We start from the raw sequence: 15,055 nt of genomic DNA, 5'->3' as shown, positions 1-15,055 counted from the left end.
GCCAGGGGAACGCCATTCTACACTTTCGACATGAAAATGCCGTCAAAAGCGCGGTCTGGCGCGGTATGTATCTTGTAGGAAACGCCGCTACAGGGCGGGAAACAGCTCCGCCTGGGCGGGTATCTGCCGCGTCACGACGGCCGGATCGGACAAGGTCGAGATGCGCACGCCCAGCAGGCGGATTTTTTTCTCGAACGGCACGCGCCGCAAGCAGTCGCGGCTGGCGCGCAGGATGGCGGCGGCGTCCGCCGTGGCGCTGGGCAGGGTGACGTCGCGCGTGACGGTGCTGAAATCCTCGAAGCGCAGCTTGATGCCCACCGTGCGCCCCGCCAGCGACTGTTTATCGAGGTCGCCCGCCACGCGCGTGCACAGGCTTTCCAGCTTTTCCGACAGGGTGGCGCGGTCGCGCACCACCTGCAAGTCGCGCTCGAACGTCGTTTCGCGGCTGACGGACTTGGTTTCCCGGCTCGTCTGTACGGGCCGCTCGTCGATGCCCAGCGCCGCCTGGCGCAGCCAGCCCGTGTACAGGTCGCCGAACTGCGTGCGCAGCATGGCCATGTCGGCCCGCGCCAGCTCGCCGATGGTATTGACACCCAAGGCTTCCAGCTTGGCCGTCGCCTTCGGGCCGATGCCGTTGATCTTTTTTGCCGGCAAGGGCCACACGCGCGTTTCAATGTCCTCGGGCGACAAAATGGTCAGACCGTCGGGTTTTTCCAGGTCGGAACAAATTTTCGCCAGCAATTTGTTCGGCGCCAGGCCGATCGAGCACGACAGGCCCGTCGCCTCGGACACGGCCGCCTTCAGGCGCGCCGCCATGATAGGCGCCTGCTCGCCGTATTCCGTCAGGTCGACATAGATTTCATCGATGCCCACGTTCTGGATGATGGGACACAACTGCGCCACGGCTTGCTTGAAACGGGCGGAATACTCGCGGTAAGCCTCGAAATCGGCGGGCAGCAGGATGCTGTCGGGCGCCAGTTTCGCCGCCTTCATGATGCCCATGGCGGAAAACACGCCGAACGCGCGCGCCGCATAGGTCGAGGTGGTGACGACGCCGCGCCCCACGTAGTCGCGCATGCGCGCAAATTGCCGCGTGCCGTCTTCCTGCAGCACGGGCTGCTGCAGCCGGCCGCCGCCGATCACCACCGGCTCGCCGCGCAATTCGGGATATTTCAGCAATTCCACGGAGGCAAAGAAGGCGTCCATGTCCAGGTGGGCTATCCAGCGGCGGGCGGGCGGCTCGAGAAGGGGGGAGGCAGATGTGGTCAAGGGCACCTCGCGGCGGAATGCAGTTAAATACTGTTGTTATATACAGTATCGCTGGAAATGCCTGTGGATGCAAGTACCGCGCCGTGTTGACTGAAATCATGATTGGCTTTTCTATTTAGCAAGAATAGAATTGCTGCACAACAACGAACCGAAGGAGTTGCCTTGTCCACAGCACATCACGCCTTGCGCCGCATTGCCGCCTGCTCATCCATCGTGCCGGCCCTGCTGCTGTCCACGCTGGCGCCATCCGCGCTGGCCGCCGACGCCACCGCTGCCACCGCGCCCGTCGCCGCCAAGACGGCCTGGCAGGAAACGCGCCACGGCACGGTCGTCACGGACGACTACCGCTGGCTGCAAAAGAAGACCGACCCTGCCGTGATCGACTACCTGAATGCGGAAAACGCCTACACGGCCGCCGTCACGGCCCCGATCCAGCCGCTGGCCGACAAGGTGTATGCGGAAATCAAGGGCCGCATGCAGGAAGTGGACCTGTCCGTTCCCGCGCGCCAGGGCAATTTCTACTATTACACGCGCGTGGAAGCGGGCAAGCAATATCCGATCCATTGCCGCCGCCCCGTGGGCGCGAAGGGCGCGTATGACGCCCAGGCGGTCGAAGAGATTTTGCTTGACCAGAATCAACTGGCCGAAGGCCACAAATTCTTTGCCGTGCGCGCCTTCAGCGTCAGCCCGAATGAACAATTGCTGGCCTACACCACGGACACGACGGGTTTCCGCCAGTACGAGCTGCATGTCAAGGATTTGAAGACGGGCAAGTTGCTCTCGGACAGCATGCCGCGCGTGACCTCGCTGGCCTGGGCGGCGGACAATGCCACCCTGATGCTGACGCAGGAAGACGCCACCACCAAGCGCGCTGACCGCTTGTTCCGCCTGGCGCTGGGCGGCACGCCGCAGCAGGTCTACCACGAGCCGGTGGAGCAATTCGCCATCGGCGTGAGCCGCACGCGCGACCAGCGCTACTTTGTGCTCACGGCGCGCAGCACGGACACGAGCGAAGTGCTGCTGTTGCCAACGAACAAGCCGGAAGGCAGTTTCCAAAGCGTGCTGCCACGCGAGAAGGGCCACCGCTACGGCATCGAGCACCGCGACGGCCAGCTGTATATTCTGACCAACAAGGATGCGAAGAATTTCCGCGTCGTCAGCGCGCCGGTCACCGCGCCGCAGCCGAAGCACTGGAAACCCGTCGTGCCGCACAACAAGGACGCCGTGATCCAGTCCATCGACGTCTTCCAGGGCTACCTGGTGGTGATGGAAAAGGCCCGCGCCCTGAACCGCGCGCGCATCCTTGATTTTGCGCAAAAGAACTGGAAAACCGTGCAGTTCGACGACCCCGTCTACCTGGCGACATCCGTCGGTACGCCGGAATTTTCCGCCACACAATTTCGCATGTCCTACCAGTCGCCCGTCACGCCGCCCACCGTCATCGACGTCAGCATGCAGGATGGCAAGCGCACGGTGCTGAAGCAGCAGGAAATCGTCGGCGGCTTTGACGGCAGCCGCTACACGACGCAGCGCCTGTGGGTGAAGGCGCGCGACGGCGTGCAAGTGCCGCTGTGGATCGTCTACAAGAAGGGCGTCAAGCTCGACGGTTCCGCGCCGCTGCTGCTGTATTCATATGGTTCCTACGGCATCTCGACGGAAGCCAGTTTTGCCATCAGCCGCATCAGCCTGCTGGAGCGGGGCGTCATCTACGCGCAGGCGCACATCCGCGGCGGCACGGACATGGGCGAAGCGTGGCATGAAGACGGCATGCTGATGAAGAAGAAAAACACCTTCAACGACTTCATCGACAGCGCCGACTACCTGGTGCGCGAAAAATGGACGAGTCCGAACCGCCTGATCATCCAAGGCGGCAGCGCGGGCGGCCTGCTGATGGGCGCCGTCGTCAACATGCGCCCCGAGCTGTTCCACGCCGTGCACGCGGCCGTGCCCTTTGTCGACGTGATGAACACCATGATGGACGCCAGCCTGCCGCTGACCACGGGAGAGTACCTGGAATGGGGCGACCCGAACCAGAAGGCGGCCTACGACTACATGCTCAGCTACTCGCCCTACGACAACATTGCCCGCAAGAATTATCCTGCCATGCTGGTGACGACGGGCCTGAACGACAGCCAGGTCATGTACTGGGAACCGGCCAAGTACGTGGCCAAGCTGCGCGCGCATAAAACGGACGGCAATCCCTTGCTGCTGAAAACGAATATGGGCGCCGGCCACGGCGGCGCGTCGGGCCGCTATAACGCCATCGCCGAGAACGCGTTTAATATGGCGTGGATGCTGTCGCAGTGGAATATCACGGAATAATGTGAAAAAGCGCTTGCAGAAGGATTTTAGCCATCTTATAATAGCGCCTCTTCCAGACGTGGTGACAAACGTCGGGATGGTTTTCTGAGACAAGCAACGGGTGCTTAGCTCAGTTGGTAGAGCGGCGCCCTTACAAGGCGTAGGTCGGGAGTTCGAGCCTCTCAGCACCCACCAAATCAGAAAACTGTCCAGTGCTTCATGGATCAGCAACACAGATCATACGAGCTTGGAGTGGTAGTTCAGTTGGTTAGAATACCGGCCTGTCACGTCGGGGGTCGCGGGTTCGAGTCCCGTCCGCTCCGCCAATAAAAGAAAAGCCCTTTGGTTCCTGGAACCGAAGGGCTTTTCCCATTTCAGCAGCCAAAAACACGCCAGCCCCCCCTCCTTTGAGCATTTTTGCGCTTTTCAGCAAAAAAACTGCTTTTATCCCATAAGAATAGTTGCACAAGCGTGAAAGCGCCCCCTATAATAGTGCCTCTTCCAGACGTGGTGACAAACGTCGGGATAGTTTTCTGGGTATGCGGGTGCTTAGCTCAGTTGGTAGAGCGGCGCCCTTACAAGGCGTAGGTCGGGAGTTCGAGCCTCTCAGCACCCACCAAACAGAAAATTATCCAGTGCTTCATGGATCAGCAACACAGATCATACGAGCTTGGAGTGGTAGTTCAGTTGGTTAGAATACCGGCCTGTCACGTCGGGGGTCGCGGGTTCGAGTCCCGTCCGCTCCGCCAATAAAAGAAAAGCCCTTTGGTTCCTGGAACCGAAGGGCTTTTCCCATTTCCGGGCAGCAAATGCACTAGAATCAGCGCTACCCTGACTCAGTCCACGCCTTGATGCGCCTGCCCCGCAGCTTTTCCCCCTACCTCGCCCTGCGCTTGCGCCTGGCCCATCATGCTTTGCTGCAATTTGCCGCCAGCGTGACCAGTTCCGTGGAAATCTTCTTTTTCCTGGCCGGTCCCGTCCTGCTGGGCCTGCTCAGCGTCATCGCCCTGCCCGGCTTTCTCGCCGTGAACCAGCCCTGGCCCGCCGCCCTGGCCATCATCGGCACGCAAGCCCTGCTCACCTGCCTGCCCGCCTGGCTGCTGCGCAAGCGATTGCTGCCGGCGCATACCGCCGCCTGGCTGCGCCAGCTGCCCTTGCCGCCGCGCCTGCGCTGGCAAGCCGATATCGCCGTGGCCGGCCTGCTGATGCTGCCGCTGGGCCTTGCCTATGCCGTCTCGGCCGCCATCTGGCTGCTGCAGTCGCCGCCCTGGCTGCGCCCGGTTGCCGCGCCAGGCACTATTGCCACCATTGGCGCATGGCTGCTGGCCTGGCTGCTGACGACGCTCATCGTGGCCCGGCGCCTGCGCGCGCCACGCCCCGCACAAACGGCGCGCCCGGCCACGATGAGCACCTATGTGCCGCAGCACCCCCGCTGGCGCAGCGTCTTCCTGTGGCGCCAGCTGTTCTGGCTGCCGTTCTGGCGCAACGAGAATGTGATCGGCCTGCAGCAAAGCGTGCTGCTGGCCACGGCCGGCGCCAGCATGCTGGCCTGGCTGCTGCGCATGCCCCTCGTGCCCGCGCCGCTGCTGGGCTTGCTGGCCAGCGCCAGCCTGGTCATCGTGACGGACCGCGGCGACAAGGCCGTGCGCGAGCAGATCGCCGTGCTGCGCCCCGTGCTGAACGCCTGGCCCCTGGCCAGCGCGCCCTTGCTGCGCCTGGCCTGCGCGGCCAGCCTGCTGCCGGCGTTTGCCGTGCTGCTGGGCGCGGGCGCCTTGCTGTACGCCACCGATCCCGCCGCCCTGCAGCAGCGCGTGACCACGGTGTACGCCATCACGGCCAGCGTCGCCCTGCTGGCCATCGTCGGCCTGCCCCGCCTGACGGCACGCGGGCGTGTCGCCCTCGTGGTCCTGTCCATCCTTGCCTTGAGCGCCATCGGAAGCGAATTATGGAATTGAATGCCTGTTCCCCCACCCTGCACATCGAGCACCTCGATTTTCACTTCCCCACGCACAGCGTCTTCCAGGGGTTCAAGCAGCAATTCGGCCCCGGCGTGACCTGGCTGCGCGGCGCGAACGGGGCCGGCAAGACGACCCTGCTGAAGCTGGCGGGCGGCGCCCTGCTGCCCGCGCGCGGCAGCATCCGCCTGGACGACATCGACAGCGCTCGCATGCCGCTGGCCTACCGCGCGCACACGTTCTATTGCGGCGGCGATGCGCCCGCCCTGCCCTGGCTGCAGGTGCACGAATTTCTCGACCTGCACCTGGCCCTGTACCCGGGCAGCGACGAAGCCCTGCTGAACGATGAGCTGAGCGCGTTTGCCCTGCTGCCAACCTTGCAGCAAAGCATCAACGCCCTCTCGCTGGGCCAGCATAAAAAACTGCAACTGGCACTGGCACTGGCCTTGCCCGTGCGCCTGCTGCTGATCGACGAGCCGCTCAACGGCCTCGACGCGGCCGCCATGGCGTACTTGCGCCAGCGACTGGCCGAACCATCCCGCCTGGCGCGCCAGTGCATCGTGCTGACCAGCCACCTGGCGCCGGACGTGCCGCTGGCGGCGACGGTGGAAATATAGACAGGAAATACAGCTTTGCAGATCGGCCAAGGACAGCTTACGATGCCGTGTTGCAAAAACCGGCGATCCCGGTGCAGCCACGACGACAACACGGCGCGCTTATTCGGCGCGCCAGGCTTATTCTTGGAGAAATCATGTTGAACACCCACCGCAGCGCCCTGGCCATCCTGTGCGCCGCTATCACCACCTGTGCCGCCTCGGCCCTCGCCGCCGGTCCCACGGGCACGGCCGCCGACTATGGCAGCAGCGCGCCCCACGCCGCCGCCCAGCGCAGCATCGAACTGCAGGCCGATACCCGCCACATCAACGTCACGCGCGGTGAAACCGTCACCATCGCGCGCGCCGGCCAGCGTTTTACGTGGCACGTGCAGACTTTTAACAACAGGACCGCCTTTGCCCTGAGCGACATCGCGCCGAAGGACATGCCCGTTGACGGCATTCAAGTGTATGTGGCCGCCAATCCCCTGTACGCGGGCAGTTAAGTTTCCTGCGCGCATAAAAAAACCGGAACCACCTTGCGGCAGTTCCGGTTTTTTCTTGATAAGGCTCAATAGTTAGGCCGTCAGTGCTTCTTTCGCTGCGGACTCGTCAACCACTTCCTCGTCGTCCGAGCGGATCAGGTGGTCAAAGGCGGACAGGGCTGCCTTGGCGCCTTCGCCGGTGGCGATGATGATCTGCTTGTACGGCACCGTGGTGACGTCGCCGGCCGCAAACACGCCGGGGATCGAGGTCTGGCCGCGTGCGTCCACTTCGATTTCGCCGTGGCGCGACAGGGCTACCGTGCCTTTCAGCCATTCCGTGTTCGGCACCAGGCCGATTTGCACGAAAACGCCTTCCAGTTCGACCTTCTTCGACTCGCCGCTGACCCGGTCCGTGTAGGAAAGGCCATTGACGATCTTGCCGTCGCCGTGGATCTCGGTGGTTTGCGCCGACGTAATCACGGTCACGTTAGGCAGACTGTGCAGCTTGCGCTGCAGCACCGCATCGGCACGCAATTCCGCGCCGAACTCGATCAGGGTCACGTGTTTCACGAGGCCGGCCAGGTCGATCGCCGCTTCCACACCCGAGTTGCCGCCGCCGATCACGGCCACGCGCTTGCCCTTGAACAAAGGACCGTCGCAGTGCGGGCAGTAGGCGACACCGTGGTTGCGGTATTCCTTCTCGCCCGGCACGTTGATTTCGCGCCAGCGGGCGCCGGTGGCCAGGATGACGGTCTTGGCTTTCAGCACGGCGCCATTCGCCGTTTCAATCTCGATCAGCTTGCCTGGCGTCAATTTCGCGGCGCGCTGCGTGTTCATGATGTCGACGTCGTATTCCTTGACGTGCTGTTCCAGCGCCACGGCGAACTTCGGACCATCGGTTTCCTTGACGGAAATAAAATTCTCGATGGCCAGGGTATCGAGCACCTGGCCGCCGAAACGCTCGGCCAGCACGCCCGTGTTGATGCCTTTGCGGGCCGCGTAGATGGCTGCTGCCGCGCCGGCAGGGCCGCCGCCGACGATCAGCACATCAAACACGTCTTTCTTGTTCAACGCTGCCGCCTGGCGTGCGCCGGCGTTGGTGTCGAGCTTGGCGAGGATTTCCTCGACATTCGTGCGTCCCTGGCCAAAGTGTTGGCCATTCAGGAACATCATCGGCACGGCCATGATCTGGCGTTCTTCCACTTCCTTCGGGAACACGCCGCCATCGATGGTGGTGACCTTGATGCGCGGGTTGATCACGGCCATGGCATTCAAGGCCTGCACCACTTCCGGGCAGTTATGGCAACTCAGAGAAATAAACGTTTCAAATTCGTAATCGCCGTCGAGGTTGCGGATCTGCTCGATCACGGCATCGTCGAACTTGATGGTGTGGCCGCCCACTTGCAGCAGCGCCAGCACCAGCGAGGTAAATTCGTGGCCCAGCGGCACACCGGCGAAACGCACGCCGATGTCGGAGCCGGTACGGTTGATGCTGAACGACGGAACCCGTACGCCAGCGTCAAGGCGCTCGACCAGCGTGATCTTGTCGCTCAACAGGACTATCTCCTGGAGCAATTCCTTCATCTCGCGGGCTTTTGCGCTGTCATCGAGAGAAGCGACCAGCTCAAGCGGATACACCACTTTTTCCAGGTAGGATTTCAGTTGGGTTTTGAGGGTTGCATCTAACATGATTTTTTCTTCCTTTACAAATATTTAGGCGAATGCCGGGCCGGACGCCCGGTCCGGCATCGCGGTAACTACTTGTTTGCTACATCGTGCATCGAGACTTAGATCTTGCCGACCAGGTCCAGCGATGGGGTCAGCGTTGCTGCGCCTTCCGTCCATTTTGCCGGGCACACTTCGCCTGGGTGGGAAGCCACGTACTGGGCGGCTTTGACTTTGCGCAACAGTTCTGCGGCGTCACGGCCGATGCCGTTGTCATGCACTTCCAGCACTTTGATGAAGCCGTCCGGATTGATGACGAAGGTGCCGCGCAGTGCCAGGCCTTCTTCTTCGATCATGACTTCGAAGTTGCGCGACAGGGCGCCCGTCGGGTCGCCGATCAGTGCGTATTGCACTTTCTTGATCGCGTCCGAGGTGTCGTGCCATGCTTTGTGCGCGAAGTGGGTATCGGTCGAGATGCCGTACACGTCGACGCCCAGCTTCTGGAACTCGGCGTGGTGATCGGCCAGATCTTCCAGTTCGGTTGGGCAAACGAAGGTGAAGTCGGCTGGGTAGAAGACGAATACCGACCACTTGCCTTTCAGCGACGCTTCCGTCAGATCGACGAATTTGCCATTGTGGTATGCGGTTGCCTTGAATGGTTTAACTTGGGTATTGATCAGCGACATAGTCATTTCCTCTCGTGTGGTGAATCAGTAAGACTCTAGTGTAAGGGGTTTTAACCCATATGCAAAATTGATTGTCACAATAGTTTCAATTGGTTTTAACTATCATGACGCCATGGGAACTCCATGATAGGCAGTTCCCACGGGATTGAACAGCGACAACAAGGGTTTCCCTTCCTGCCGCCGGGTCTTTAATTTTTGAGTTCTTCCGGTACTTTGCCGCCGTTTTCCGCCAGCTTGATCATCACCTGGCGATGCAGCCAGATATTCATGCTGGCCGAATCATTGGTGTCGCCCGTGAAGTGCAGCTCTTGCGCCAGTTCCTTGCGCGACGCCAGGCTGCTGTCGAGTTGAAGCAATTTCATCAGGTCGACGATGGACGTGCGCCAATTGAGTTTTTCCGCGTTTTTGCTGGCCAGGTCGACCAGCACCACTTCCACGTCCACCACCGGCACGGCAGCGGCAGGTGCGGCCGCCGGTGCGGCTGCCGCTGGCGCGTCGGTGGCGGCAGCTGGCGTGGCTGCCGGGGCAGCGTCGGACGAATGGTGGAAGATCTTGTTGTAGATATTGCTGAAAATGCCCATGAGGTCACCTCGAGTTGAGTGAATGGAAGAAGAGTTGCCTGCGCGCCCGGTTCACATGACGCGAACCGGTGACAGCTGGAGCCGGGCGCAGGCGCCAGCCCATCGAGTATAAGCCCGTTCGGGCCGGGAGCCCTGTCCCGCAGGCTTGCGTCAAATCTGGTGGCGGGCTACGTCTGTTTCAAGGGTGCAAGGGCCGCCGGGCATGCAGCAGCGCATCGAACGCTTCGATGGCCAGCGGGGGCGCAAACAGATCGCCTTGCGCAAAATCGCAGCCGATGTCCTGCAGCAGCACGCGCTGCTCCGGCGTCTCCACCCCTTCGGCAATCACCTGCAAACCCAGCTTGTGCGCCATGGTGACGATGGCTTCGCACAGCGCCAGCTCGCTGGCGCCGGGGGCCAGCTTGCGCACCAGCACGCCGTCGAGCTTCAGGTAATCGATGCCGCAATGCTGCAATTGCGTCAGCGAAGCCTGGCCGCTGCCAAAGTCGTCGAGGGCGATCTGCAAGCCCGCCTCGCGCAGGTGCTGCAGGCGTGGCGCCATGCTATTGCCGCTAGGTAAAAGCACATCTTCGCGCATGTCGAGCACGATGGCCGAAGGCGGCACATCGAGCGCCAGCAGCTGGCGCAGCCAGGTGCCGGGCGCCTCCGCTTCGCGCTGCAGCTCCAGCGGCGACTGGTTCAGGCACAGTTGCAGCCCCGGCAAGCCGATGGCCTGGCCCTGCGCGCGCCAGCGCAGCAATTGCGCGGCCGCCGTGCGCAGCACCCAGTCGCCGATGTCGACGATCAGCCCGCTGCTTTCGGCCAGCGCCAGGAAATCGGATGGACAGATGATGCCCCGCTGCGGATGGTGCCAGCGCAGCAAGGCTTCCACTTTGGCAATATTGCCGCTATGCAGCTCGACGATGGGCTGGTAATGCAGCCGCATCTGCTGTTCGCGCAGGGCCGTGCGCAAGTCCGCCCCCATGCGCATGCGGTTGACGGCCGCCACCTGCATGGCGGGCGTGAAATAACTGTAGCGGTTGCGCCCCGCGCCCTTCGAGACATACATGGCCTGGTCCGCATGCTTGAGCAAGTCTTCGATATTGCCCGCGTCGTCAGGGTACAGGGTGATGCCGATCGAGGCGGAGACGAAGGCCTGCTCCTGGCCCAGCAGGAACGGCGCCAGCAAGCCGTCGAGTATCTGCCGCGCGATGCGGTCGACTTGCTGCAGATCATCAAGGTCGGACAGGATTACCGTGAATTCATCGCCGCCCAGGCGCGCCACCGTGTCCGTTTCGCGCACGCCCACGCGGATGCGCCGCGCCGCCTCGATCAGCAGGATATCACCCTGGTGGTGGCCCAGGGTGTCGTTGACTTCCTTGAAATGGTCGAGGTCGATGAACAGGATGGCTACGCGGCTCGTATCGCGCCGGCCCTGGGCCAGCGCCTGGCGCAGGCGCTCGTGGAACATGCGGCGGTTCGGCAATTGCGTCAGGGTATCGAAATTGGCTTGCTGCCAGATCAGCGCTTCCGTTTGCCGCTTGTCCGTCACGTCTTCCAGCATGCACAGGTGGTGCGGGCCACGGTGGCGCGCCGTGTCGATGGCCGTCACCGAGGCATCGACCCACACCACGCCGCCATCGGGCCGCACGATGCGTTTCGAGTGGCGAAAGCCGGGCAGGCTGCGCGCCAGCAATTGCGCCACCTGTTCCTGCTCGCCCGCCACGTCGTCGGGATGGCTGATCTCCATCCAGCTCGATTGCTTCATGTGCTCCAGGCTGCGGCCGCTGATGGCCAGGTAGCGGGGATTGATATCGAGAAAACGCCCGCTCAGGGTATCGATCAGGGCGATGCCCATGGGTGCTTCCTCGAACATGGTGCGAAAGCGCAGTTCTCCCTGGCGGATGGTTTCTTCCGTGCGGCGGCGCTCGCGCGCCAGATTGCTGAAGTGAAAGGCCGCCGACACGGCCAGCAAGCTGCCCGCCACGCCCAGCGACAGGTACAGCCAGCCGAGATCCGCGCCCGGCACGGGGCGATACAAAAAGCCCTGGTAGGCGCGGCTGTCCGTGGCATTGCGCGGCAGCACGCCCATGGCGGCATAGGTATCGGCGATATGCTGCCAGCGCTGGGGATTCATGTAGCCCGGTTCCACCAGTGTGGGCTGCAGCAGCAGCTCCATCTGCTGCGCCTCGTACAGCAGGTGGGCATGGTCGTGGCGCTGGCTGTATTTGACGTGGATCAGCTGCGCCATTTCCTCGCGGTGCGCCATTGCGTATTGCCAGCCGCGCAGGCTGGCAGCGCGGAATGCTTTCACGCGCTCGGGATGGCGGCGCAGTTCGTGCTCGCTGGTAAACAGGTTGTCGCCGTAAAAATCGATGCCGGCCGTGCGCGGCGTAAACTGGTAATAGGGAAATCCCGCCCGGTCCAGGTAATCGGGTTCGTTGGTGGAATACGCGGCAATCGCATCGACCTTGCCATTGATCAAATCCTCGATTCTGTAGCTGGGCGGCAAGTGACGCATCTGCTGCGGCGCGACACCCATTTTCCGCAGGAACAGCGACACTTCATCGGATGCGGCCGCCACGTCGGTGGGCGCGCCTATCATCACGGGCGCCCCCACCAGCTTGCGCACGTCGGGCGCGCCGCCTTGCTGGCGCATCAGCAGCACGCTGGGCGAATGCTGGAACACGACGGCCAGTACCACCAGGGGTTTGCCGGCCAGGCGGCTGAGCAGCAGGGTGCTGTTGCCCACGCCATACTCGGCCTGACCCGCCAGCACGGCCGCCTCGGCGCGCGGCGCGCCGCTGCCTTCGAGCAGCGTCACGTCGAGGCCCGCCTCGCGGTAATAACCCTGCTCGATGGCCGCGTAATAGCCGGCGAACTGGAACTGGTGCGTGAAATTGAGCTGCAGGGAGACGGGCTCCAGCGCCCGGGCTTGTGTGGCCAGGCACAGCAGCAGGAAGAACAGGCCGCGCCAGCCGCGCGCCAGCCTGCCGGCGAGCGGCAAGACAAAGCGGAAAGCGTCGCGGGCTTTCATCGGCATGGCGGCACACCACAGGAAGCTGCCGGGCTGGCAGGGATACGGCTATTGTAGCCGCCCCTTTTGCCGAAGGATAACTATTTCAGTGAGGACAATAGCGTTAATGTTTTTGGCAAACAATCTGGCGTTTGTTTGCGCTAGAACACGACGCCGGCCACCAAAATGATGTTGGCATACGGACTGCACTCGCCCGTGCGCACGATGGCGCGCGCGCCCTTGCTCAATTGCTTGAACTCATCATGCGTCACCTGGCGCGCATCGGGCAAGGCCAGGGCCGCCACCTGCGCCGCCATGGCCGGATTGTGCTGCGGCAACTCGCTGGCGAGCAAATGGTATTCCACCTGCATTTCGCTCAATACCGTGTTCACGGTATCGATGAAGCCGGGAATGCCGCGCGTCAGGGCCAGGTCGATCAGGGGCACGCCCGGCTGCGACGGCAAGCCCGCGTCGCCGATGACGAGCATGTCGCCATGGCCCAGCGAGGCGATCAGTTGCGACAGTGCGATATTCAGCAGCGGTGATTTTTTCATGGTCTCAAAACAACTCGTGCAAGTGGGGGATCGAGGTTTGCGCGCCGGGCTTGGTGACGCTCCAGGCAGCCGCGCGCTGGCCTTGACCTATCGCTTCCGCCTCGTCCATGCCGGACGCCAGGCCCGCCACAAAACCGCCGATGAAAGTGTCGCCGGCCGCCGTCGTGTCGACCGCTTGCACCGCTTCGGCCGGAAACGTGTAATCGCCGCCATACAGGGCCGCATGCACGCCCTTGGAGCCGAGGGTGATGATGACGTTGTCGCTGCCCAGCTTTTGCAGCGCGGCCGCCAGCGCCTTGGCGTCCGCGCCTTCCGGGCTGACGCCGGCCAGCATGGCCGCTTCGATTTCATTCGGAATCAGGTAGTCGACCAGTTCCAGCACGCCTTCCGGCAAGCTGGCGGCCGGCGCCGGGTTCAGCACCACGGTCTTGCCCAGCGAGCGGGCCAGTTGAATCGCGTGCACGACGGTGGCCATCGGCGTTTCCAGCTGCAGCACGACGATATCGGCCTGCTCGATCAAACCTTGCGCAGCGTCAATGTGCGCGGGGCTCAACAGATCGTTGGCGCCGCCGGCGATCACGATGCTGTTCTGGCCATGGTCGTCGACGAGGATGGAAGCGATGCCGGACGCGACGCCCGGCAAGGTGGTGATGTGGCTGTCGATGATGCCGTCGCCCACCAGCGCCGCGCGCAAGGTGGCGCCGAACGCGTCGTCGCCCACGCAGCCGACCATGGCCACTTGCTGGGCGCCCGCCACTTTGCCGCTCAGGCGCGCGCAGGCCACAGCCTGGTTGGCGCCCTTGCCGCCAGGAATAGTTCTAAATGCGCCGCCCGTCAGGGTTTCGCCGGGGAGGGGCATGCGCGGCACGCGCAAGACCAGGTCCATATTGATGCTGCCGATAACCACGATCATGATGTCATTCCCATCAGTTCAGTTGCAGGAGAAGAAGTAGGTACAGCAGGAGGTACGGTGGCGGCCACGCTGGAGCCGCGCACGTGCAGCTCGGGCGCGATGCTGCGCTGCTGGCGCGGCAAGGCGGGGTCGGCGATGCGCGCCAGCAGGCAGGCGGCCGTGATGCGGCCCAGCTCGCGCGTATTTTGCGCCACGCTGCTCAAGGCCGGATGCACGAAGCTGGCCAGGTCGATATCGTCGAAGCCGACGACGGCCAGTTCGCCCGGCACGGCAATGCCGCGCTCGGCGGCGGCGCGCAGGGCGCCAAAAGCCATCAAATCATTGCAGCAGAACAAGGCGTCCGGACGCTGGCCCTGGGGCAGCGCCAGCAAGTCCAGCGCGGCCGCATAACCGCCCGCGCTCGTAAAATCGCCATGCACGCACAGGGCGTCGGCCAGGGTCACGCCCGCGTCCGCCATGGCGCTGCGCGCGCCGGCGATGCGCTCGTTGGAAATGCTCACTTCGCGGGGACCGGCGATGCAGGCGAGGCGCCGGCGTCCCAGTCCCAGCAGATGGCGCGCGGCCAGGGCGCCGCCGGCGCGGTTATCGACGGCCACCGCATCGATGGCCAGGTCGCTGGGCGCGCGGTCGAGCAGCACGGCCGGCACCTTCATCTTGCGCAGCAATTCGCCATCGCTGTCGGCCAGCGCGGACAAAATCAGGCCGTCGCAGCGCTTGGTCAGCAGCACGTTCAGGTAATCGCGCTGCTTGACGGGATCGTCATCGGAGTTGCACAAAATCACGCTGTAGCCGGCCGCGTAGCAGCTGTCCTCGATGCCGCGCGCCACTTCCGAGAAATACGGGTTCGTATTGTTCGGAATGATCAGGCCGATGGTGCCCGTGCTGCGGCTGCGCAAGGAACGCGCCAGCGCGCTGGGCACGTAATGCAGTGCCTCCGCCGCCGCCAGCACGGCGCGGCGCGCCTCGTCGCTGACGGGGCGGGTATTGTTGAGGACGTGCGACACGGTGGTAAACGATACCCCCGCCGCCTGCGCCACTTGCTTGATGGTTGCCATGGG

Annotated in this window: 12 protein-coding genes and 4 tRNA genes; 8 read left to right on the top strand and 8 right to left on the bottom strand. The window is 63.3% G+C overall.

The window, feature by feature from the left end; genetic code table 11:
* Positions 1 to 87: 87 nt before the first annotated feature.
* Positions 88 to 1,269, bottom strand: a complete 1,182-nt coding sequence (dinB, locus tag AC07X6_RS14305) for a DNA polymerase IV (protein ID WP_494791386.1) — start codon at positions 1,267 to 1,269, stop codon at positions 88 to 90.
* 162 nt (positions 1,270 to 1,431) lie between these two features.
* On the opposite strand from dinB, the gene AC07X6_RS14300 reads away from it, so the two are divergent.
* The 8 genes from AC07X6_RS14300 to AC07X6_RS14265 all read left to right on the top strand — a co-directional run bounded on the left by AC07X6_RS14300 (position 1,432) and on the right by AC07X6_RS14265 (position 6,624).
* Positions 1,432 to 3,591, top strand: a complete 2,160-nt coding sequence (locus AC07X6_RS14300; protein ID WP_494791385.1) for a S9 family peptidase — start codon at positions 1,432 to 1,434, stop codon at positions 3,589 to 3,591.
* 98 nt (positions 3,592 to 3,689) lie between these two features.
* A tRNA-Val gene (locus AC07X6_RS14295) sits at positions 3,690 to 3,765 on the top strand.
* A 54-nt stretch (positions 3,766 to 3,819) separates the two neighbouring features.
* Positions 3,820 to 3,896 (top strand) — tRNA-Asp (locus AC07X6_RS14290).
* A 217-nt stretch (positions 3,897 to 4,113) separates the two neighbouring features.
* Positions 4,114 to 4,189 (top strand) — tRNA-Val (locus AC07X6_RS14285).
* A gap of 53 nt (positions 4,190 to 4,242) precedes the next feature.
* Positions 4,243 to 4,319: transfer RNA gene (locus tag AC07X6_RS14280), tRNA-Asp, on the top strand.
* Positions 4,320 to 4,421: 102 nt separating this feature from the next.
* Positions 4,422 to 5,525: a hypothetical protein gene (locus tag AC07X6_RS14275; RefSeq protein ID WP_494791445.1), complete on the top strand. Its 1,104-nt coding sequence runs from the start codon at positions 4,422 to 4,424 to the stop codon at positions 5,523 to 5,525.
* Complete coding sequence (locus AC07X6_RS14270) at positions 5,516 to 6,142, top strand: ATP-binding cassette domain-containing protein (RefSeq protein ID WP_494791384.1); 627 nt, start codon at positions 5,516 to 5,518, stop codon at positions 6,140 to 6,142. The genes AC07X6_RS14275 and AC07X6_RS14270 overlap by 10 nt, the downstream gene beginning before the upstream one ends.
* 134 nt (positions 6,143 to 6,276) lie before the next feature.
* Positions 6,277 to 6,624, top strand: coding sequence for a CzcE family metal-binding protein (locus AC07X6_RS14265; RefSeq protein ID WP_230541990.1), 348 nt, complete (start codon positions 6,277 to 6,279; stop codon positions 6,622 to 6,624).
* A gap of 72 nt (positions 6,625 to 6,696) precedes the next feature.
* Here AC07X6_RS14265 and ahpF read toward each other — a convergent pair whose 3' ends face one another.
* The 7 genes from ahpF to AC07X6_RS14230 form a co-directional block, all read right to left on the bottom strand.
* A complete protein-coding gene (gene ahpF / locus AC07X6_RS14260) occupies positions 6,697 to 8,292 on the bottom strand; it encodes an alkyl hydroperoxide reductase subunit F (RefSeq protein ID WP_230541991.1) in 1,596 nt (531 codons plus the stop codon).
* 98 nt (positions 8,293 to 8,390) lie between these two features.
* Positions 8,391 to 8,954 carry an alkyl hydroperoxide reductase subunit C gene (gene ahpC, locus AC07X6_RS14255; protein ID WP_071326099.1) on the bottom strand — a complete coding sequence of 188 codons (564 nt, stop codon included), beginning with the start codon at positions 8,952 to 8,954 and terminating at the stop codon, positions 8,391 to 8,393.
* A 188-nt stretch (positions 8,955 to 9,142) separates the two neighbouring features.
* Positions 9,143 to 9,535: a DUF3597 domain-containing protein gene (locus AC07X6_RS14250; protein ID WP_099666109.1), complete on the bottom strand. Its 393-nt coding sequence runs from the start codon at positions 9,533 to 9,535 to the stop codon at positions 9,143 to 9,145.
* Positions 9,536 to 9,713: 178 nt separating this feature from the next.
* A complete protein-coding gene (locus tag AC07X6_RS14245) occupies positions 9,714 to 12,557 on the bottom strand; it encodes an EAL domain-containing protein (RefSeq protein ID WP_494791383.1) in 2,844 nt (947 codons plus the stop codon).
* A gap of 134 nt (positions 12,558 to 12,691) precedes the next feature.
* Entirely contained in the window at positions 12,692 to 13,084 is a 393-nt protein-coding gene (rbsD, locus tag AC07X6_RS14240; RefSeq protein ID WP_034753900.1) for a D-ribose pyranase, read from the bottom strand.
* Positions 13,085 to 13,088: 4 nt separating this feature from the next.
* On the bottom strand, positions 13,089 to 13,997 hold the full coding sequence (gene rbsK / locus AC07X6_RS14235) for a ribokinase (RefSeq protein WP_494791382.1): 909 nt from the start codon (positions 13,995 to 13,997) through the stop codon (positions 13,089 to 13,091).
* The gene (locus tag AC07X6_RS14230; protein WP_494791381.1) at positions 13,994 to 15,052 is read right to left on the bottom strand and encodes a LacI family DNA-binding transcriptional regulator; all 1,059 of its coding nucleotides are present in this window, start codon (positions 15,050 to 15,052) and stop codon (positions 13,994 to 13,996) included. The genes rbsK and AC07X6_RS14230 overlap by 4 nt, the downstream gene beginning before the upstream one ends.
* Positions 15,053 to 15,055: the final 3 nt, after the last annotated feature.

The organism is Janthinobacterium sp. GW460-12-1-14-LB5 (genome assembly GCF_059423585.1).
Note: the sequence above shows the minus strand (reverse complement) of the source record. Positions and strands in the feature narration are given on the sequence as shown.

Coding starts and splice junctions, on each gene's coding strand:
- AC07X6_RS14275 (WP_494791445.1), top strand. CDS start 4,422: ATGCGCCTGCCCCGCAGCTTTTCCCCCTACCTCGCCCTGCGCTTGCGC.
- AC07X6_RS14270 (WP_494791384.1), top strand. CDS start 5,516: ATGGAATTGAATGCCTGTTCCCCCACCCTGCACATCGAGCACCTCGAT.
- AC07X6_RS14265 (WP_230541990.1), top strand. CDS start 6,277: ATGTTGAACACCCACCGCAGCGCCCTGGCCATCCTGTGCGCCGCTATC.
- ahpF (WP_230541991.1), bottom strand. CDS start 8,292: ATGTTAGATGCAACCCTCAAAACCCAACTGAAATCCTACCTGGAAAAA.
- ahpC (WP_071326099.1), bottom strand. CDS start 8,954: ATGTCGCTGATCAATACCCAAGTTAAACCATTCAAGGCAACCGCATAC.
- AC07X6_RS14250 (WP_099666109.1), bottom strand. CDS start 9,535: ATGGGCATTTTCAGCAATATCTACAACAAGATCTTCCACCATTCGTCC.
- AC07X6_RS14245 (WP_494791383.1), bottom strand. CDS start 12,557: ATGCCGATGAAAGCCCGCGACGCTTTCCGCTTTGTCTTGCCGCTCGCC.
- rbsD (WP_034753900.1), bottom strand. CDS start 13,084: ATGAAAAAATCACCGCTGCTGAATATCGCACTGTCGCAACTGATCGCC.
- rbsK (WP_494791382.1), bottom strand. CDS start 13,997: ATGATCGTGGTTATCGGCAGCATCAATATGGACCTGGTCTTGCGCGTG.
- AC07X6_RS14230 (WP_494791381.1), bottom strand. CDS start 15,052: ATGGCAACCATCAAGCAAGTGGCGCAGGCGGCGGGGGTATCGTTTACC.